The organism is Streptomyces marokkonensis (genome assembly GCF_008312835.1).
Taxonomy (GTDB): domain Bacteria; phylum Actinomycetota; class Actinomycetes; order Streptomycetales; family Streptomycetaceae; genus Streptomyces; species Streptomyces marokkonensis_A.
This window is the reverse complement of sequence record NZ_VSKS01000002.1, coordinates 135,915-153,808: the sequence shown is the minus strand read 5'-3', so window position 1 is coordinate 153,808 and position 17,894 is coordinate 135,915. Positions and strand designations below refer to the sequence as shown.

At 70.2% G+C, this 17,894-nt stretch carries 23 protein-coding genes and 1 pseudogene; 15 read left to right on the top strand and 9 right to left on the bottom strand.

The features are described from left to right. Positions 1 to 22 precede the first annotated feature (22 nt). The 5 genes from F1615_RS03500 (at position 23) to F1615_RS03480 (ending at position 2,770) form a co-directional block, all read left to right on the top strand. On the top strand, positions 23 to 400 hold the full coding sequence (locus F1615_RS03500; protein WP_149547372.1) for a hypothetical protein: 378 nt from the start codon (positions 23 to 25) through the stop codon (positions 398 to 400). A gap of 202 nt (positions 401 to 602) precedes the next feature. After that, a complete protein-coding gene (locus tag F1615_RS03495; protein ID WP_167533651.1) occupies positions 603 to 1,034 on the top strand; it encodes an Imm21 family immunity protein in 432 nt (143 codons plus the stop codon). Between the two features lie 157 nt (positions 1,035 to 1,191). Continuing rightward, a complete protein-coding gene (gene lepB, locus F1615_RS03490; protein ID WP_244328631.1) occupies positions 1,192 to 1,821 on the top strand; it encodes a signal peptidase I in 630 nt (209 codons plus the stop codon). A 127-nt stretch (positions 1,822 to 1,948) separates the two neighbouring features. Further along, entirely contained in the window at positions 1,949 to 2,242 is a 294-nt protein-coding gene (locus F1615_RS03485) for a hypothetical protein (protein ID WP_149547369.1), read from the top strand. Between the two features lie 162 nt (positions 2,243 to 2,404). Continuing rightward, positions 2,405 to 2,770: a hypothetical protein gene (locus tag F1615_RS03480; RefSeq protein WP_149547368.1), complete on the top strand. Its 366-nt coding sequence runs from the start codon at positions 2,405 to 2,407 to the stop codon at positions 2,768 to 2,770. A 115-nt stretch (positions 2,771 to 2,885) separates the two neighbouring features. Here the strand turns inward: F1615_RS03480 and F1615_RS36120 are convergent, their stop codons facing one another. Further along, positions 2,886 to 3,263 carry a hypothetical protein gene (locus F1615_RS36120; RefSeq protein ID WP_244328630.1) on the bottom strand — a complete coding sequence of 126 codons (378 nt, stop codon included), beginning with the start codon at positions 3,261 to 3,263 and terminating at the stop codon, positions 2,886 to 2,888. Between the two features lie 283 nt (positions 3,264 to 3,546). Between F1615_RS36120 and F1615_RS03470 the strand changes: the two genes are divergently transcribed. Continuing rightward, entirely contained in the window at positions 3,547 to 4,098 is a 552-nt protein-coding gene (locus tag F1615_RS03470; RefSeq protein WP_149547367.1) for a GNAT family N-acetyltransferase, read from the top strand. Between the two features lie 62 nt (positions 4,099 to 4,160). Here F1615_RS03470 and F1615_RS03465 read toward each other — a convergent pair whose 3' ends face one another. Then, a complete protein-coding gene (locus tag F1615_RS03465) occupies positions 4,161 to 5,015 on the bottom strand; it encodes an alpha/beta fold hydrolase (RefSeq protein ID WP_149547366.1) in 855 nt (284 codons plus the stop codon). Between the two features lie 137 nt (positions 5,016 to 5,152). Here F1615_RS03465 and F1615_RS03460 point away from each other — a divergent pair, with 137 nt between their 5' ends. Genes F1615_RS03460 through F1615_RS03450 form a run of 3 tightly spaced genes read left to right on the top strand, consistent with a single transcriptional unit; the run spans position 5,153 to position 7,666 of the window. Further along, positions 5,153 to 5,635 carry a hypothetical protein gene (locus F1615_RS03460; RefSeq protein WP_149547365.1) on the top strand — a complete coding sequence of 161 codons (483 nt, stop codon included), beginning with the start codon at positions 5,153 to 5,155 and terminating at the stop codon, positions 5,633 to 5,635. Between the two features lie 59 nt (positions 5,636 to 5,694). Next, a complete protein-coding gene (locus F1615_RS03455; RefSeq protein WP_149547364.1) occupies positions 5,695 to 7,065 on the top strand; it encodes an SMI1/KNR4 family protein in 1,371 nt (456 codons plus the stop codon). Positions 7,066 to 7,123: 58 nt separating this feature from the next. Continuing rightward, positions 7,124 to 7,666 (top strand): hypothetical protein, encoded by a 543-nt coding sequence (locus F1615_RS03450; protein ID WP_208818237.1) that lies wholly within the window; start codon positions 7,124 to 7,126, stop codon positions 7,664 to 7,666. 7 nt (positions 7,667 to 7,673) lie between these two features. Here the strand turns inward: F1615_RS03450 and F1615_RS03445 are convergent, their stop codons facing one another. Beyond that, positions 7,674 to 7,949 (bottom strand): DUF397 domain-containing protein, encoded by a 276-nt coding sequence (locus F1615_RS03445; RefSeq protein WP_149547363.1) that lies wholly within the window; start codon positions 7,947 to 7,949, stop codon positions 7,674 to 7,676. After that, on the bottom strand, positions 7,930 to 8,784 hold the full coding sequence (locus F1615_RS03440; protein ID WP_149547362.1) for a helix-turn-helix domain-containing protein: 855 nt from the start codon (positions 8,782 to 8,784) through the stop codon (positions 7,930 to 7,932). The genes F1615_RS03445 and F1615_RS03440 overlap by 20 nt, the downstream gene beginning before the upstream one ends. 158 nt (positions 8,785 to 8,942) lie before the next feature. Between F1615_RS03440 and F1615_RS03435 the strand changes: the two genes are divergently transcribed. Both F1615_RS03435 and F1615_RS03430 read left to right on the top strand, forming a co-directional pair. Beyond that, positions 8,943 to 9,146: a hypothetical protein gene (locus F1615_RS03435; protein ID WP_122215583.1), complete on the top strand. Its 204-nt coding sequence runs from the start codon at positions 8,943 to 8,945 to the stop codon at positions 9,144 to 9,146. Next, complete coding sequence (locus tag F1615_RS03430; RefSeq protein WP_149547361.1) at positions 9,146 to 9,583, top strand: ATP-binding protein; 438 nt, start codon at positions 9,146 to 9,148, stop codon at positions 9,581 to 9,583. Before F1615_RS03435 ends, F1615_RS03430 begins: the two co-directional genes overlap by 1 nt. Before the next feature lie 30 nt (positions 9,584 to 9,613). On the opposite strand, the gene F1615_RS03425 is transcribed toward F1615_RS03430, so the two are convergent. Beyond that, positions 9,614 to 11,095 carry a VCBS repeat-containing protein gene (locus F1615_RS03425; protein WP_149547360.1) on the bottom strand — a complete coding sequence of 494 codons (1,482 nt, stop codon included), beginning with the start codon at positions 11,093 to 11,095 and terminating at the stop codon, positions 9,614 to 9,616. A 233-nt stretch (positions 11,096 to 11,328) separates the two neighbouring features. Between F1615_RS03425 and F1615_RS03420 the strand changes: the two genes are divergently transcribed. Further along, positions 11,329 to 12,276: a hypothetical protein gene (locus F1615_RS03420; protein WP_244328629.1), complete on the top strand. Its 948-nt coding sequence runs from the start codon at positions 11,329 to 11,331 to the stop codon at positions 12,274 to 12,276. On the opposite strand, the gene F1615_RS03415 is transcribed toward F1615_RS03420, so the two are convergent. Then, entirely contained in the window at positions 12,240 to 12,974 is a 735-nt protein-coding gene (locus tag F1615_RS03415; protein ID WP_149547358.1) for an NUDIX hydrolase, read from the bottom strand. The genes F1615_RS03420 and F1615_RS03415 overlap by 37 nt on opposite strands. Before the next feature lie 118 nt (positions 12,975 to 13,092). Here F1615_RS03415 and F1615_RS03410 point away from each other — a divergent pair, with 118 nt between their 5' ends. Further along, a complete protein-coding gene (locus F1615_RS03410) occupies positions 13,093 to 13,611 on the top strand; it encodes an SMI1/KNR4 family protein (RefSeq protein WP_244328628.1) in 519 nt (172 codons plus the stop codon). Positions 13,612 to 13,692: 81 nt separating this feature from the next. Here F1615_RS03410 and F1615_RS03405 read toward each other — a convergent pair. Further along, positions 13,693 to 13,818, bottom strand: a pseudogene (locus F1615_RS03405) (SGNH/GDSL hydrolase family protein); the annotation flags it as partial. After that, positions 13,805 to 14,374, bottom strand: a complete 570-nt coding sequence (locus F1615_RS03400) for a PadR family transcriptional regulator (protein ID WP_149547357.1) — start codon at positions 14,372 to 14,374, stop codon at positions 13,805 to 13,807. The gene F1615_RS03400 and the pseudogene F1615_RS03405, both read right to left, overlap by 14 nt. A 97-nt stretch (positions 14,375 to 14,471) precedes the next feature. Between F1615_RS03400 and F1615_RS03395 the strand changes: the two genes are divergently transcribed. Beyond that, complete coding sequence (locus F1615_RS03395; RefSeq protein WP_149547356.1) at positions 14,472 to 14,903, top strand: nuclear transport factor 2 family protein; 432 nt, start codon at positions 14,472 to 14,474, stop codon at positions 14,901 to 14,903. A 242-nt stretch (positions 14,904 to 15,145) separates the two neighbouring features. Further along, entirely contained in the window at positions 15,146 to 15,877 is a 732-nt protein-coding gene (locus tag F1615_RS03390) for a dienelactone hydrolase family protein (RefSeq protein WP_149547355.1), read from the top strand. 97 nt (positions 15,878 to 15,974) lie between these two features. Here F1615_RS03390 and F1615_RS03385 read toward each other — a convergent pair whose 3' ends face one another. Further along, positions 15,975 to 17,717 (bottom strand): Ig-like domain repeat protein, encoded by a 1,743-nt coding sequence (locus tag F1615_RS03385; RefSeq protein WP_149547354.1) that lies wholly within the window; start codon positions 17,715 to 17,717, stop codon positions 15,975 to 15,977. Positions 17,718 to 17,894 lie beyond the last annotated feature (177 nt).

Here is a 17,894-nt window from a genome sequence, read left to right as displayed (position 1 = left end):
CCAGCATAGAAGGAGATCTCACATGGTCGACCACATGAGCGAAGAAACCCTTCGCGGCATCCGCGAATTGGCTGAACTCACTACAATGACACTGAAGTCCCACGGCTTTTCCCCGGCATTTGGGGAATTTGGTGGATTTTCCGTGGAGATTGATGCAGGCGACGATGAAGCCGGAGGAGTTTACATTGCATGGAAACTTCCAAACTTGATCTCCTCGAAAGTAAAAGAACTAATCCGGTCACAAGAGTTGCAGTCTCCATTTCTCGCACGGGTTGCCCAGCACTCGTCTGACATGCAGAAGATGCTCGCGGACTCCCTACAACTGAGCGGATTCCTCATCGAAGTTGCGGACGATATGCGCCCGTTTGGAATCCGAGTGATCCGCCAAGAACATCGATGACCTTAGAGCTCGTAACACGATCTTGGTGAGTGTGGTCGGGTTATGGCGTTCGTGACGGTGACGGAAAACTCCGACATGGCCAACGAGACCGAGGTGGCCCGAGAGGCCTGGTCGTGGGTGCGGAAGGCCCGCGAGCTCGCGGAGGCCCGCCCTGAGCTGATCGCCTGGGGTGGAGACGCGAGCGCCGACCTTCTCTGCTGGGATGCCTCGGGCGAGGACCCGGGCAGGTGGCCCGTCCTGGTGTACGACAGGGACGACGGTCGGAGAGCCATCCGCTCCGGTAACGGGACTGGTAATCAACGACATCCCCGCTCCGACCGCGTGCATGAAGAAATACCGATCCATTGTTCAGTGGATCTCTTCCTCCAGTGACGCTCGATTCGTCGAGGCGATGCGTGAAGGCATCGGTTCCGTCGGCATGTGGGACGAGGGGCCAATCGTGCGCGTGAACGGCCCGCTCGCGATTTTCGATGCGGCTCTTCCTGGGATTGAGGCTAGTACCGACGAACTTCTGTTCGTGGAGATCGAGCCCACGGCCTACCGGGTGCGGACCGCGGACATCGAGTCGGACACCGGCACCTGTGCGCGAGTCCATAGGCTGGATCCCGTAACCGAAATTTCCACCGCAATCTAGGGTTCGCGCCCGCTTTCCGAGTGACGGCATTCAAGCCTTTCGGCACTGCGCAGTGCGAGTTTGAGCAGACGTTCCGGCCGGGCCGCTCGGTCCACGGCAGTTGAGCAGAGACAGACAGGGAGGGATGTTCGTGCAGTCACAATGCGCGGGCCGTAGGATGAAAGTCGCCGCCTGGGTGCTGGTCCCGCTGGGGTTGGTGGTGTTGCTGGGAGCCACTGGTGGGTTCGTAGGCACCGGTGGTCTGGACCGGGAGCACATCACCGTCGCGGGCGATGCGATGCGGCCCACGTACCATCCGGGCGATCGGCTGGCCATCGAGCGGATCGACGAAGGAGAGATACGCCGGGGTGATGTCCTTCTCGTCACTGTGCCCGGCCGGTACAGGGGCGCGCCGGTCCTGCAGCGGGTGATCGGACTGGGCGGTGACCACGTGGAGTCCCGCGACGGTATGCGGGTCACGGTGAACGGCAAGCGGATCGACGAGCCCTACGTGATGCGTGACCCGCTCGGTTCGACAGGCTCACCGTACGACGTGACCGTGCCGGAGGGGCGCTTGTTCCTGCTGGGCGACAACCGGCCCAATGCGAATGACTCGCGCTACTTCCTCGATGAGCAGTCGGGCAGCGTCGCGGTCTCCGGGGTGCGCGGCCGCGTACAGGAGAAGCCGGCCTCCACCATGGCGCCGCTGCTCCTGGGGGCCTTCGGCGCCATGCTGACGCTGGTCGGGGTCGGGCTGGGAATCGGCGGGTTCATCGCCGGGCAGCGCCCCGGAGCACGGATGCGGTAGTACCACCAGGAGCTGGCCCCACTCGAAGGACGGCGCGGTAGAACGGTTTTGGCCACGTGGGGTGCGCCGACGGCGGCTCGCCGTCGGCGCACCCCACGTCAGTAACGTGTGCATGATGGAACGACACATGACAACTGGGCACCACAAGCCGGTCCTGTGGCTGCGATGTCTGCTCACCGCCGGACTGTACGCCGTCGCGTTCAGCATGCTGGCCCTGAGCCTGCCCGCCGTGGGCGCCGAGAACACGCCGACGTCGGACGCCGACACAGCGGCCGGTTCCTTCTTCTGCCTCGTGCTTTCCACGCTCTTCCTCGCCGCCGCGGCCGGGGTGTCGTTCAGATGGAAGTCCGTACGGCTGCTGTGCCTCGTCCACCTGGCCCTCATCGTGATCGTCTGGACGCAGGTCCCGAGCCCGTTCTGAGGGCGTCCACCATGGCATGCGAGATGACCGGCCAGGCCGCACATGGTGGCATCACCTGCTCGCGACACCGCGACTTCACCGGCAGGGACAGCTCACCCCTCGCGGCGTGCACGACGGCTTTGAACCGGAAATCGAGAGATGAACCCTTCGGACAGTGAATTCGTGCGGAAGAGCATCTGGGAACACGTCCCGGAGGCCCGCCCTTTTGTAACCGAGCTTGAGGAGGAGGAACTGGAACTCACGAACGGCGAGTGTTCCGATCCCGGCATGTATTCCATGCTGAGTTACGGTTTCATGCACCCTGTGTTCCGACCAGCGCTGGAAAAATCGACGAAGGAGACCATCGTCCACTGCGCCCGTCTGATAGAGGCGCTCCTTGGATCGGGACGACCCCAGGTCATCGAACTCGTCAGCATTCGCGTCACGGATCATCTGCTGGGTTTTCCCGAGCTCTGGGAGCGCTTCGCGGGCTATGCGGGCCCTCACATGCGGTTCGAGGCAGATCTGCGGCGCGAGTACTACCGCTGACATTCAGGCGTCGTCGGGCTCGTGCGGGAAAAGGCTCCCGCAGATCTCCGTCCGGCTCGGACGTGGGCAGTCGCCACCCTGTCTGTCACCGTCGCCTGGAAAGATGTTGACCGTCTCAGTTCCTTCCGAAGGCCTCGACTGAGGGCAGCACCGACGGCAACTGCCACAGTTCCAGGGACCCGCTGATCAGGTCCGCCAGGAACTGAACGGCCCCTCCCATGTAGTGCCACCAGCCACCGTTACGGGAGGCCACGGTGACAGTCCACGCGTCGGGGCCGGCCTCACTGGTGGTCCACAGAAAGTAGTCGCCCTGGTTCGACGTGGCCCAGGGCAGCAGTCCCCCAGGAGCAGGGAACGGAGCCAGGGGGACGGCCGTCTCGGCGTCCTCGCACCACTCGGCGAGGATCTCAAGATCCTCCGGGTCTTCGGCCCAGGCCTTGTCCCGCCTGGGCGGCGGGAAGCCGACGCACAGGAAGTCACCGAAGACCACCATGGACGGGTAGGTCTCAGCGAGCAGCCCTGTAGTCCGAAGGCAGCGCCACGCCCAGGCATTCCTCCACCTGGGTCCAGTCGATGCCGGCGGGGGCCGTACGCCGGAATCGCGCAAGCTCGGGTGCAGCCCGTTCCAGGGCTGCAAGCGCCGAGGCAGGGTCGGTCAGTCGACGATGAGGCACCTGAGTGCCAATGAGAGCGTCCACACGGACAAGGGTCCACCCCTCACCGGTATCCACCTAAACTCAGGTGGCTACGGCGCGCTCGCTGGGTAAGGTCGGGCGATGCCCGAGCTGAAGCGGCTGCACGCCGGTTACGCCCCGGCGGTCCTGGCTTTCGAGCTGGCGAACCGCGCCTACTTCGCCGTCTCGGTCCCCGACCGCGGCGACGAGTTCTTCGACCGGTTCACGGCCCGTTTCGACGCCTTGCTGGCCGAGCAGGAAGCGGGCATCTGCGCCTTCCACGTGCTCGTCGCCGAGGACGGCTCGGTCCTCGGCAGATTCAACCTGATGGACATCGAGGACCGCACCGCGGACCTCGGCTACCGGGTCGCCCAGCGTGTCGCCGGTCGTGGCGTGGCGACCGCGACCGTCCGGGAGCTGTGCCGGCTGGCGGCGGCCCAGTACGGGCTGCGCACCCTGCGGGCGGCCACCACCCTCCGGAATGCCGCGTCGCAGAAGGTGCTGACCAAGGCCGGGTTCGTCCCTGTCGGTCCGGCCGACCCGGCCCACCTCAGTGGTGAGCCAGGCACCTGGTACCAGCGCGACCTGGTGCTCCGGCCGGACCGTGCGAAGGTGCGGAGAGACCGGCTGAGGGAAGAGGACGACCACCGCTGATCACCGGTGTCCAACGACCTCTCGCCGCATGGAGGCCGGGCCCACTTGTCCCCCGCCGTCCGCTATCCGAGCGTGAGCATCGCCTCGGTGACCGCGCCGGCCGCCGTATCGGGGATCGCCGTGGCGGCCTCCTCGAGGACGAGCAGCCGTGCCCCGGGGATCTCGCGCGCCATCGCCTCGCCGTTGCCGACGGGGAAGAACCGGTCGCGGCGGCCGTGGACGACGAGCGTGGGCAGCTTGATCTCGGGCAGGCGCTCGCGCCAGCGGGGTGTGCAGTCCAGCCTGGAGAACACCATGCCCAGCTGGTTGGCCATCTGGACCGCGGGTGCGGTGCCGGGCGTGCGGTCCCAGATGCGCGCGGCGACCGCGCGTGCGGCGACGGGGTCGTCGCCGAGGATCTCCGCCCCGGCGGCAGCGAAGTCCGCGACCGCCTCGCGGTCGCTCCAGTCGGGCATCGGGTGCGCGAACAGCCGGCCCATCGTCTCCTGGTCGTGGTCGGGGAGGTCGTCGTCGGACGGGCCGGGCGCGACCGCGCGGGTGCCGACCAGCGTGAGCGCCGAGAAGGCGTCCGGGTGGTCGAGCGCGGCGACCTGGGCGACCATCCCGCCGACGCCGATCCCGGCGAGGTGGGCGGGCCGGCCGCCGAGCGCGTCGGCGAGGGCCGCCGCGTCGGCGGCGAGGTCGCGCAGGGTGTAGACGGGCGCCTCCGGGTCGCGCGTCGTCGACGCGCCGCTGTCCCGCAGGTCGTAGCGCACGGCGCGGCGCCCGCCGGCGGCGATGCGCTCGCACAGCGCGTCGGGCCAGGAGAGCATCGTCGTCCCGCCCGCGAGCAGGACGAGCGGCGCGTCGTCGTCACCGAACGACTCGACGCCCAAGGTGACCTCGTTGGCTTTGACGGTGGTGGTGTGACCAGTCATGACAGAGCAGACTCCGTCCGCCGCCCGGATTCATCGCTCACGCGCCGGACGATCGGAGCACCGTCCGGCGGCTGCCCCGCTCCATGTCAGTGGGCGGCCCTAGGATCACGCCGGATCCATGACAGAGGGGGACGACCGTGGGCGCCAGTGGGTGGGAGTACGTCACCACGTACGAAGGCAGCGCCGAGAAGTCGCTGACGGCTTTGCACCGCCAAGTCTTCGACGAGTACTACGGCCACGACGACGTGTACGGCTGTCTGGACGACCTCTGGGCCGACGAAGAGTTCATGGGTGAGGAGGGAACGCACTCCATCCTCGACATCCAGCGTGTCGTCCGCTCCACTGCGGTGCCGACACCGCTCGACGTCGAGGACTACGGGACACTGCGTCCCCTGACGGAGGAACGCGTCCTGCACCACTTCGGCACCGTCCGGCCGACGCCGGTTCGGTTCGCGGAACTCCTCGACCACGCCCGCACGGCCGACCGGCTCCCTCCCGATCCCGAGGAGACGCTGCTGGACGAGTGCCGTATGCGGTGGACGGGCGTGTACGTCCTCCTCTACGCCGATGACCAGCCCGAGCCGACCCACCTGGGCATCTTCGGATACTCGGGCGACTGAGCCGTCCCTCGCCCCCATCGCTTCCCCGTCCTCAACAACCGACCGACCGGAGTACACCGTTGTCCTCGATACATGAACTCGCGACCTGGGAGCCGCTGCTGCGGCTGGTGCGGGATGCCAACGCGGAACAGCTCGCCGCGCCGGGTGGTTGCTTCACGGGGCAGATCACTCTCGGCAGTTGGACCCTGCCCGCGCCGCAGCCGCACCCGATGCCGGGGCGAGCCCTTCAGGTGGCGGACATGGAGGACCAGTTCACCGCCGTGGAACGGGTACAGGACGCCCTCAGGGCCGACGGGGCGAGCAGCGTTTCGTACATGGTCGAGTCGGCACCGGACGGGAAGACACGGCTTCATGTCGTCGACTTGGGCCCTGCCGTGGAGCACGGCGTCGTCAGCCCCTTCGTGGGTGCCCTGCTCCTGGTCGAGGGTGCCGTGCCCGAGCCCTGGCGGCGCCTGCCCGATGATGTGCCGGGGGCCACACCTGCGCCGTCTGCGGACCCGGCGCTGCTGGAGCGGACCCTTCGGGAGCGGCTGCCCGACGCCATCGGGGCCACCGAGGAGGAGATCGCCGCGGCGGAGGCGCGTCTCGGTGTCGCGCTGCCCGACGAGCTCAAGGCGCTCTACCGGGTGACCCGGGCGCGGTGGGAGGACTGGGGTGGCGACTACGCGGCGGCGGAGCGCGTCGCTGACGCCGTCGGCTGCGAGCTCTTCTCTCTGGATTCGCTGTACATCGCGGACGCGGCCTCCCGTCCCTGCCCTTGGCAGTTCGCTGCCGACGACGCCGCCGTCACCGCGCCGGACGCCGCCGTGCAGGGCCTCGTCGGTTCACCCGGCTGGATCGCCTTCGGCGACAACGGCGGCGGCGACCGGCTGGCCATCGACCTGACGCCCGGCCCGGGCGGACACACCGGGCAGGTCATCGTGATCGACCACGAGCGGACCATCGGTGCCGGACTTCGCGCCGACTCCCTCACCGACATGGTGATCAACCGACCCAGCGGCTGGCACCAGAACCGTGACGCGGACAGCCCGCCGGTGGTGGCCCGGGTGAACATCCGCGCCCTGCGGAGTGTGGAGGCCGCCGCCCGTCCCGAGCTGGAGGTGCTCGGCATCGGCGTGTGGGAGGGCGAGCCGCTCAGCCTCGCCCCGGTCGTCGGACTTCCCCGCCTGCGGACCCTCACCGTCTACCCGGGTACGCTCGCCGATCCCCTGGAGATCGCCGGGCTGACGGGTCTGGAGTACCTGAGCCTCGGACCCGAGGACTGGCGCGTCCTGCTCGACGCCGGTGCCGTCCCCCGGAGCCTGTCGGCGGCCCACATCGAGGTGCGGGGCGAACAGCACCCGCTGCCGATCCTCGACCTCGCCAACGAACTCCTCGCCCTGTGGGACCGCCCCCTCATCGGCCGGACCGTACTGGACGCCGGCCGGTGAGCGAGGACGGACTGGAGGTACCGGCCAGGAGTGGCCGCGCTGCTTCTGCGGCGAGCGGATGGCGCTGTTCTTCCAACTGGATCTGCTGGACGACATCGAGTTCTTCGGCGGAGAACACCTGTCGGTCTTCCACTGCGCGCACCACCACGACGCGTCCGACCCGATCACGGCCGACGGCCGCCTCGTGCCCCGGTTCTGGGAGGCTCCGCAGCCGCCGTTCCCGGGCTCGTTCTGGCGGGTGCTGCTCCAGCGTGACCCGGGGATACCGGAGGCGGATCCCGAACCGGCCGTGCGGGCTCTTCCCCTGACCCTGCGGCCCTTCGTGGACGCGCACGCGCCGTTCGACGTGCATTTCAAGGTGGGGGGCACTGCGGCCTGGGCGCAGGAGCCCGAGTACTACCGGTGCGCGTGCGGCGCGGAGATGGCGTTCGTCTGCCAGGTACCGGGGCACCTGGAGTTCGGCGTCCGCCCCGGGGCCCCGGTGCAGCCCTACAGCATCCGGGACGACGCCTACCTCCTGTTCCTCGGCAACGAGGTCTACCTGCTCGCCTGCCCGAAGCGTTGCGACCCGGCGGCCGTCTTCCCGGCGAACCAGCACTGACCCCGCATCACTTGAGGGAGGCGACGAACGACGTCCAGGCCGGGGCCGTGAGGGTGAGGACCGGGCCGTGGGGGACCTTGGAGTCACGGACGGGGACGACGGCGGTGTGGGCGTCGCAGACTTCGAGGCAGTCGCCGCCGTCGCCGTTGCTGTAGGTGCTCTTGCGCCAGCGGGCGGCGCCGGGGAAGGCTTCGGCTACCTCCAGACAGTCGCCGCCTGTTCCATTGCTGTAGCTGCTCTTGCGCCAGACGGCGGTGCTCAAGTCATTCGCATTGCTTGCCATTTCGCACATCCTCAGCAGCTTGCTCGATAAGGGCCAGGGACGCCTCGGGGGGCAGTGCGGCGGCCCTGAGCAGATCGTACGACTTGCGGTACTCCTCTACGAGTGCCGGATCGTCGATGGTGTCCCCACTGTGCTGTGACTCCAAGTAGACCAACGGTGGAGCGTCCGGGAAGGTCATGACCTTGGCCATGCCCATCATGAGCGGGTGGGGCCCACAGTTCCACGGAAGAATCTGGGGAACGATCCGGCGGCGGCGCGCCAGCGCAGCCACGTGCTCCAGTTGCTCGGCCGTCAGCTCCGGAGGAAGGACAGGCTGCCGCAGGAGCACCTCGGACAGGATCGCCCAGTACATCGGCGTCTTGTGGTTGTCCTCGAAAAGGCGGGCCCGTGCCAGTCGGGCGCTGACCTTTTCCTCCACTTCCTCGTCCTGCGCCAGCGGCATGGCCGCCTGGACGAGCGCCCGGGCATAGGCATCCGTCTGGAGCAGGCCGGGAATCAAGGTCGGGCACCACTCCTCGATGGACTTGGCGTGCTTCTCCGCCTCCAGCACCCGCTCGAAATAGCTCGCGTGCCCCCGCCGCTTCGCCCGCCGCACGTCCTCGCACCGGCGCCGGAAGAAGCCGTCCGTGCCGAGCACCTTGTCCACGTGCTCGGCGAGTTCCGCCGGCATCCGGCGCGTCCCCCGCTCGATCTCGCTGAGGTGGCTCGGGCCGTAGAAGCTGCCCTCGACCAACTGCTGGAGAGTGAGCCCCGCCTCCTCCCGTTTCCAGCGCAGTTCGCTGCCGTAGAAGGTCGGGACGCCGGTCGAACCGTCGATGTCCTTGCGCTGCCCCATCGTTCACCGTCCATGGGTTGCCGTTACCGCCCGCTCCCCCGTCCCGCACCACATACGTGCAGTTCAGGGCCGGGATGCCGAAGGTCTGTCACGCTACGCCGACGGGCGGCACAGTGTGAGCGGTTCGTCACACAGCGCACTGGAAGGTGTGAACCCCCATGCACAGCCCCACCGAAGCCGACGCCTGCGCCGAGGAGTTGCGGGCGGCGCTCGCCGCGCACGGCATCACGCTGCCGTCCCTCGGCGTCGACCTCCCGACCTTCGCCTCCCGTTGCCCCGTCCGGCCGCTGATCGCCCTCGGCAACTGCAACCTGCTCACCGCCCAGGCCCTCACCGCCGCCCTCCGCAAGGGGGCCGCGTGATGCGACCGGCCACGACGCTGGAACTGCTCGCGACACCGGCCGAGGTGTCCGGCGTACGGCGTGCCCTGCGTGCGTACGGCGCCGACGTCCAGCTCTGCGCGAGCGAGCTCGTCACGAACGTGGTCCAGCACCTCGGGGAGGGCGTCCCCGTCACCGTCCGGGTGTGGTGCGACGACGGCGGGCGCACGCGCCTGGAGGTGACCGATCCCGACCCGCGTGCGCTGCCCGTCCTGCGGGCATCGGTGGGCGCCGACGAGGAGTCGGGGCGGGGGCTCGCGCTGCTGGACGCGCTGGCGTCGAGGTGGGGCGTGGCGCACGGGCCCGGCGGCAAGACCGTGTGGTGCGAGCTGGGGGCCGGGCCGGATGGTGGTGCGGTGCCCGTGGTGTCCGCCGGAGGGCTCTGTCGTACGGCTACCGCGGGCCGTGACCCGCGGTAGCCGTCCCTCATGCCTCGATGCGGGAAAGGGTCAGCCGCCCAGGACCGAGCCGAACTCGGCGTCCGGGGCGGTGAGGCCGAGGTCCTGCGCGCTGAACGAGGTCGCGCCGGTCGTCGTCAGGCCGGTCGCCGAGCCGCGCAGCACCCAGTCGGCGCCGTCGCGTACCGACCCGGCGAGGACGTCCTCGCCCTTCGCCGCGATCGTGACGTCAGCGGCACCATCGCCGTCAAGGTCGGCGATGTCCACGGCGGAGCCGAACCAGTCGTCCGTCTCCGCCGTGCCGGGCACGCCGTCGCTGGCCTGGTGGACCACCTGGGCGTCGGTTTCGGTGAGGCCGGCGGCCGAGCCCCGCAGCAGGACCGCCGCGCCGGTGCCCGCCACGCCGCGGACCGTCGCGCCGGGTGCCCCGGCCACCACGTCGGCGTAGCCGTCGCCCGTGACGTCGCCGACCGCGACGGACGCGCCGACGTTGTCACCGGCCCGGCTGCCGCCCGGGGCGTCGAGTGTGGCGGTGCGGTGGGCGCCGAGGCCGTCCGCGCTGCCGTAGCGGACGTGGACGAAGCCCGCGGCGTCCGAGTACTCGCCCGTGGTGGTCGCCGACGCGGGGACGTGGCCGGTGACGAGGTCGGCGTAGCCGTCGCCGTCGACGTCCCCGGCGGCCGTGGAGACGGTGGGCGCCTCGTTCGCACCGGAGGCGTCGGCGCCCGGGTCCGGCAGCCAGGCCTCCTGCAGGCCGCTGTCGCTCCACGTGTAGACGGCGGTGTGCTGGCAGCCGCCCGCCGTCCCGCCGCAGTTCTCCGGCCCGGTGACGACGAGCTGGGCGCGTCCGGCACCGGTGAAGTCGGCGGCGGTGAGGGTGCGCGGCTGTATGTAGGCGTTGTAGTTGTAGAAGCGCGCAGCGTCGGTGGGCGCCGTGCGGCCCGCCAGGTCGTCGTACGCCCACAGGTTGGTGCGGCTGAGCGTGGCGATCTGCGGGACGCCGTCGCCGTCCAGGTCGGCGACGACGACCTTCTTGCCGTAGTCCTTCTCGGAGGACCACTCGCTGGTGGCGTACGGGCTGGCGATCGAGATGCCGTCGCCGGTCAGGCCGTCCGGGCCGCCCCACAGCACGGTGAGCGTGCCGTAGCTGCTGCTGTACGGCACCGAGTCGCCCGGCGCGCCGATGACGAGATCGGCGTAACCGTCGGCGTCCAGGTCGCCGCTTGCGTGCGTGGCACCGAACAGGTGGTGGGAGCGGACGTCGCCGGGGACGCCCGCGGAGTTCTGGGTGAAGGTGGCCGAGCGGTCGGGCGAGACGCCGTCCGCGGAGCCGTACAGGACGGTGACCGAACCGGCGTCGACGTGACCGTCGACGGGCGCGTGGGGTGTGGCCACGACGAGGTCGGCGACGCCGTCGCCGTTGAAGTCGTCGGGCACGGAGGTGGCCGCGCTCGCTGTGGGGGCGAGGGTCAGGGACAGGCCCGCGGCCGCCGTGGCGACGGCCAGGGCGACGGCCAGGGTGCGTGTGCGCAAGAGTGCTCCAGTCTCGGGGACAGAGGTGAGGCGTGGGGGGCCGCACGCATGACCGTCGCGGTGGGGCGAGGGTTGTGCCCCGAGCGGCAGGGAACGCGGATCCTCGACGAACAACCACGGCTCGTCCACCTGTGGTTCACATGTCACCGGGGACCGTGACGCCAGGTCCTTCCACGTCGACTTGCAGGAGGTGTGTCAGAGGTGTGTCAGTGGCGTCCGTTTGAATGACGGCCATGGATGCGGTGGAGGAGCTTCTCGCGGACGTGCACCGGCTGACCGCCCAGGGCGCGGGTACGCCGGTGTGCGGGACGCGCGGGCATCCGGCGGGGCACGTGTGCCTGGTGCCGCCGGCGGAGGTCGGTTTCGGGGAGGTGCGCGAGGCGATCGGCTCGCGGTTCGGGGAGCCGCGCGGCCTCGCCACGGGCGGCACCGTCGACCCGGCCGCGAGCGTGCGGACCGGGTCGCCGCTCCTGGTGCCGTTCGGGGAGCGGGTCGTCGAGATGCGGGCGTGGGCGTACGGGGACCGGTGGATCGGCTGCGGTACGGCGCGGGCCGATGACGGCGTCGGTGACGTGCGGCTCGTGGTGCTCGTCGCCGAGCGGGAGGACCCGGCGGCGGGCCTGCCGGAACCGGCGTCCTGGGTGGACGGGATCGTCGCCGTCACCGGGTGGGACACGAACCGGGCGCGGACCGTGGACTGGGCGGCGGTCGAGGCCCGGCTCGGGACCGGGCTGCCGGGCGACTACAAGCGGCTCGCCGAGATCTTCGGCGGGGCGGGCGCCTTCGACGGGTACCTGCAACTCCAGGTGCCCGACGCGCCCTTCGACAGCTCGGACATCGTGCGGCACACCGAGTGGCTCGGTGAGTGGGCCCGTACGCGGGGCAGCGACCTGTGGGAGCCGTACCCGGTGTTTCCGGCTCCCGGCGGGCTGCTGCAGTGGGCGAGCACCGAGCAGGCGCACGGGTTCTACTGGCTCACCGGGGACCCCGACCCGGACCGGTGGCCCGTGCTGGCGAAGGAGGACGTCCCCGACTCGTGGGAGCGGTTCGACGGCACGACCGGGGAGTTCGTCCACCGCCTGCTCACCGACCCGGACCACCCGTTCTCGACGGCCCGCTGGTTCGACGTCCACTGGTACCAGGACTACGGCTCACCGTCCCCTGACCACGACCGGCCGTGACGGCGGAGGACCGGTTCCAGGTAGGACACGTGCGGGCCGGTGAGAGGGGCCAGGTCGGCGGGTGTGCGGACGAGGGCGAGCCGGTCGAGTTCCGGGGTCCGGCCGAGGGCGTGTTCGGTCGCCGTGAGGGTGGCGTGGCGGTCGTGCAGCCATGCCGCCGGGCGGGGCGGGGCCTGGAACAGGACGCCGACGCTGCCGTTCGCTCCCCGGGTGACCTGCCAGGGTGTGAGGCCGTCGGCGGGGGTGTCGGCACCGGTCTCCTCGGCCAGTTCCCGGGCCGCGTGGCGGCGCAGGGCGGCCAGGTCGAGGGTTTCGCCGTCCGGCGGGGGCTCGACCGAGCCGCCCGGGAGCTGCCAGCGGCCGGGGGAGGCCGTCCAGGACGCCATCCGCCCCACCAGCAGTCGCCCGTCGTCCGCCGGCTGCGCGACCGACACGAACAGGGACGGCAGCCCTGCGGACGCGCCGGGCAGCCTGCGCAGGACGTAGAAGCGGTAGGTCGCCCGGGCCCAGGTCAGGACAAGGCCGCCACGTGCGTCGTGCTCCAGACCCGTGCACCCGGCCACCGGCCCGTCGAACAGGGTCGGGTTGGCCCGGACCGCCGCGTCCCAGGCGTCGTCCATGGCGCGACGCTCCTTGGGCGACAGCCGAGGTGGCAGCGCTTCGACCAGCCGCAGCCGGTCGGCGGCGAAAAGATCCATGCCGGGACCGTATCGGGACCGTTGTCAGTGGAGGGGCCTAGGATCGCGCAGCGCGCAGTGATCAGGAGCTGCGGCCGACCGACCCACCGGAGAAAACCACATGAGGAACCCCGTGGCGGTGACGCTTTCCGACATCCGAGGCCTGCTGGGTGAGCCCCGGTTCAACTGGGACGACCCGGCTCCGTGGGACGACCTGGAGCGGGAGCTCGGTGTCGCGTTCCCCGGGGACTTCCGGGAGATCGTGGACGCCTACGGATCGGTCGAGATCAACGGGCAGTTGTATCTGAAGCACCCCGCGCGGCACCTGCTGCACAGTCTGAGCGACAACGTCAGGGACGATCTCGAGCTCTGGCGGGAGGAGGACATGGCGGAGTTCCTGCCAGGTCCGGTGGGCGGCGGCCCCGGGGAGCTGATACCGGTGGCGACGGCCACGACGGGTGAGGCGGTCTTCCTGTGCGTTCCCGAGGGCCCTTCGTCGCCCTGGCGCGTCGTGGTCCAGGAGTTCGACAGTCCGGCCTGGACCCGCTACGAGATGACGTTCGGTGAGTGGCTGCTGGACTATCTCAAGGGGCGGGACGTCACGTTGTGCGTGCGGAACCGGGCGCCTGACGGGCCGTTCTGGGAATTCCTGCCCTAGGAGTCCCGTCACCGCGTGCGGCTGAGGTCATGCCGCGTCGGGGTCGGTGCCGACGGCACCGGCCGAGCGAAGCGAACGCCCGAGGTGTTCGGCGAGGCGGTCGGCGAAGCCGCGCAGGCCGGTGGTGTCGTCGCCGTCGCCGAGCCCTTCCGTCTGGCTGTCGCCCAGGGCGACGTAGCGCGCGTATGCCGCGTCAGTGCTGGACATGGGCCTTCTGTCTCTCCCGCAGGACCGCGATGGTGTGTTCGCACCAGTCGCGGTTGCCCTCTTCGAAGGCCAGGCCGCGCAGGCAGGTCAGGTACGGGCCGATGCGGTGGCCGTGGCGCAGAAATTCCCCCTCCGTACGGTCGCCGCGCATGCTGCGCAGCATCTTGCCGAAGAGGTCGATCTTGGCCCGGGCAAAGGCGGCGCGTTCGGAGAGCTGCGCCATCAGGGCCTCGGTGTCGACGTAGTCGGCGGCCTGGACCTTGACGAGCAGGTCGTCGCGGATGAAGGAGGGCTTCGCCGCTGCGGCCGTGAACTCCTCCAGCTCCGCCAGCCCGGCGTCGGTCAGATGGAACAGGCGCTTGTTGGGCCGGGCCTCCTGGATCACCTCCCGGCCCGCGATGAGCCTGCCCTTCTCCAGGCGGGTCAGCTCGGCGTAGAGCTGCTGCGGCTGGGCGTACCAGAAGTTCGCCACACCCAGGTCGAACGCCTTGGTCAGCTGGTAGCCGCTGAGCTCTCCTTCGAGCAGTGCCGCCAGCACGGCGTGCCGTAGCGCCATCGGGTCGCCTCCTTGCATGCCTCTGTCGCCAACACCCAACCCATGATAGTCATGAAAGTGACTAGTCTTATTCATGACTATGGAGAGGGAGCAAGCCATGACCGCTGCCGACCGCTTCCGTGCTGCCGTGGACCGCCGTGACCTCGCGGCACTGGACGACCTGTTCACGGAGGACATCCGCCTCTACAGCCCGGTGAAGTTCACTCCCTTCGAGGGCAAGCCGATGGTGCTGGGCCTCTTCGGAGTCCTGCTGCGCACGTTCGAGGACTTCCGCTACATCGGCCACTACACCGGCACCGCGCAGACCAGCACCGACAGCACGTCCGCCGCCTCGGCAGTGCTGCTCTTCCGTGCCAGGGTGGGCGGCAAGGAGATCCACGGCATCGACCTGCTGCACTTCGATGACGACGGCCGGATCAAAGAGTTCACCGTCATGGTCCGCCCTCAGTCCGCCGTCCACGCCCTCGGCGAAGCGGTCCTTGCCGGGCTGGTCGCGGACGGCCTCGTGCCGGCGCCCTCCGGTCAGTAGCCGCCTCCCGTAGGCCCCTGGCGGAGGCTCCTGGAAGCCGGCACACCGCCTACCGCCGACTGGTTGCCCCGCTCATGGCGAAAACGGCGTCTTGGTGGCGGCCCCGCCTGCTAAATTGGGCGCGCTGTGCGTTCCCGCGAACCGAGGAGGTGAGTCCGATCCACGCTGTGACAGGTCGGGGCTCCCTCCCGTGCGCGGCCTAGGGAGTGCCCGCAGAGGCATCCCGAAAGGCTCGAAACGCTATGCGCTTCACCTCTCGCACGTCGTCCGACGGCGTGTCCGAGCAGCTCTTCACCCTCGGTGAGATCCCCGGCGTGCTGTGGACGCCGGAAGGCGCCACCGGCCCGCGCCCCCTCATCCTGATCGGGCACGGTGGGGGCCACCACAAGAAGGCCCCCGACGTCCTGTTCCACGCCCGTCGCTACGTGGCCGACTGCGGTTTCGCGGTGGTGGCGGTCGACGTGCCCGCCCACGGCGACCGGCCGAAGGACGAGGGGCTGGACCGGATCGCCACCGAGAACCAGGCCCGCGTGGCGGCCGGCGAGGAGCTGGCGCCGCTGATCGCCGAGTTCCAGGCGCTCGTCGCCCGCCGGACCGTCCCGGAGTGGCGGGCGGTCCTGGACGCCGTCCAGGAGGTCGACCACGTCGGCCCCGGCCCGGTGGGCTACTGGGGCGTGTCGCTGGGCTGCGGCCTCGGCGTCCCCTTCGTCGCCGAGGAACCGCGGGTCAGGGCGGCGGTGCTGGGCCTGGGCGGGGCGCACGCCACGGCCGACGCCGCCGCGCGGATCACCGTGCCGGTGGAGTTCCTGGTCCAGTGGGACGACGAACGGGTACCGCGCTCCCAGAGCCTGGCCCTGTTCGACGCCTTCGCCTCCGCCGAGAAGACCCTGCACGCCAACCCCGGCAGGCACGCCGAGATCCCGGCCCACGAACTGGACAGCAGCGTCCGGTTCTTCACCCGCCACCTCACCTGACGCCATCGGACGACGGCCCCGGACATGACTCGCGTCGGCCCGGAGGGCCCGGGCCGACGCGAGTGACTCCGGACGGTACGTCCCCGAGGACGACGGGTCAGCGGGTGACGTACACCGTCGCCGACGCCGTCGCGCCCTCGTGCAGGTCGTCACCCTGCCAGCTCACCCGGTAGGTGGTCTCCCGCCGGGTGCGCGGGATGTCGTTGACGGTGAAGGTGCCGTCCGCGGCGACCGTCACCGACGACAGGGTGCCGGTGCCGAGCCGGTCGGTGCGCTCCACCTTCAGCACCGCGCGGTCCGGCAGCGCCTTGCCCTGGGCGGTGAAGGTGCCGGTGATCTCGACGCCGGTGCTCATCGAGGCCTCCGCCGGGGCGGTCAGCGCGATCGAGGCGGGGGCCTTGCCGACGGACACGGTGTGGGTGACGTCGGTGGCCGGGCGGTGGGTGAGGTCGCCGAGGTAGGAGACGGTGTAGGTGGCGTCGCCGACCAGGCCGGGCTCGTCGAGGACGGTGTAGGAGCCGTCCTCCTTGACGGTGAAGGTGCCCAGGTCATGGGTGCCGTTCGCGTCCGTGCGGGTCGCCGTGACCTTCATCGGTTCGGCGGGCGCCGGTCCGTCGTACTCCAGCCGGCCCCGCACCGACAGCGGCTCGCCCGCGACGGCCTGGGCGGGGCTGTGCGTCAGCGTCCCGCCGAGTCGGACGTCGTACTGGACGGCCGGGGGCTGGACGATGTGCAGCCAGTACTGGCCGGCGGCGGTGCCGGCCCTGCCGGCGGTGACGGCGAAGAGGCGGGAGCCGTCGGCCGACCACTCCATGCCGCGCGGGACGACCCGGTCGCCGTCGAGGCTGCCCTCGAAGACGAACTCCAGCGGCGGCGTGGAGTCGGCCGGATCGGCGGGCTGCACCAGCAGGTCCGGGGTCGAGCCGGTCGCCGAGGCGCCGCGCGCGATGTACTTGCCGTCGCCGCTGAAGGCGACCGCGCTGGCGGCGGCGCCGGACGGCAGCGCCCGGTAGCCGGCCGGCGCGTCGGACAGGTCGCCGGCGTTCAGCAGCCGGGTGCCGAAGGCCGCGTCGGCCACGGCGACCTTGGTGCCGTCCGCGGAGAACGCCATGTCCTTGAAGTCCAGGGCGCCCTTGCCCTCGCTGTCGGCGAAGCGGCGCGCGGCATTGCGGACGAGGCTGTCGCCGCTGGTGTCGAACACCGTGACGAAGGGGTTGGGCGCGCTCGCGTTGCGCGGCTGGCCCATGAGCATCCTGTTGCCGGGGCCGGACTCGAGCTGGAGGTCGCCGTAGTCGTTCCAGCCGGTGCGCTGATGAACCCCGTTGACGACGGCGTCCACGTAGGTGCTGGAGGTGGCGCACTCCCCGGCGTACTGCGCGTACGGCGTCGTGAAGTACAACTGGCCACCGGAGAGGGCGACATCGCGGCCGCACGTGTCGGTGTAGGTGTTGGCGACGGGGGTCTGCTGGTAGGTGGTGGTGTCGATGGCGTCGATGCGGTCGCGCATCCCGACGTACACCTTGCTGCCGTCGTCGCTGACCGCCAGGCCGGAGACGTGTTTCTGGTTGGTGAGGATCGTGGTGAGCCGCTCACCGGCGAAGCTGTAGACGGCGATGGTGCCGGAGTTGGTGGCGTAGCCGGTGTTGCTGTCGGCGACGAAGACCTGCCGGTGGACGTTGTCGACGGCCAGCGCCGAGAACGAGGACATCGGCAGCTTGATGACGGCGTCGGAAGCCGCCGCATGCGCCGCGGGCGCGGCGGCGACGGTGAGTCCGGTCCCGGCGAGTGCGGCGGTGAGGACGGTGACCGCGAGGCGTCCGGGACGGTGTGCTGTATTCAACTGTGCCCCCCACAGGCTGTTTTGAGGCCCCACGCGACACGTGAGACACCCGTGAAGGACATGGAACAGCCGTGAAGATCGGATGAGCAAGGAGAACACGCGGGGCATGCGCACGCCAGGAACGCGGCGAGCACGACATGGCGAGGGCCTGCCGTCCTCTCCTCCGCCGGGGCGGGC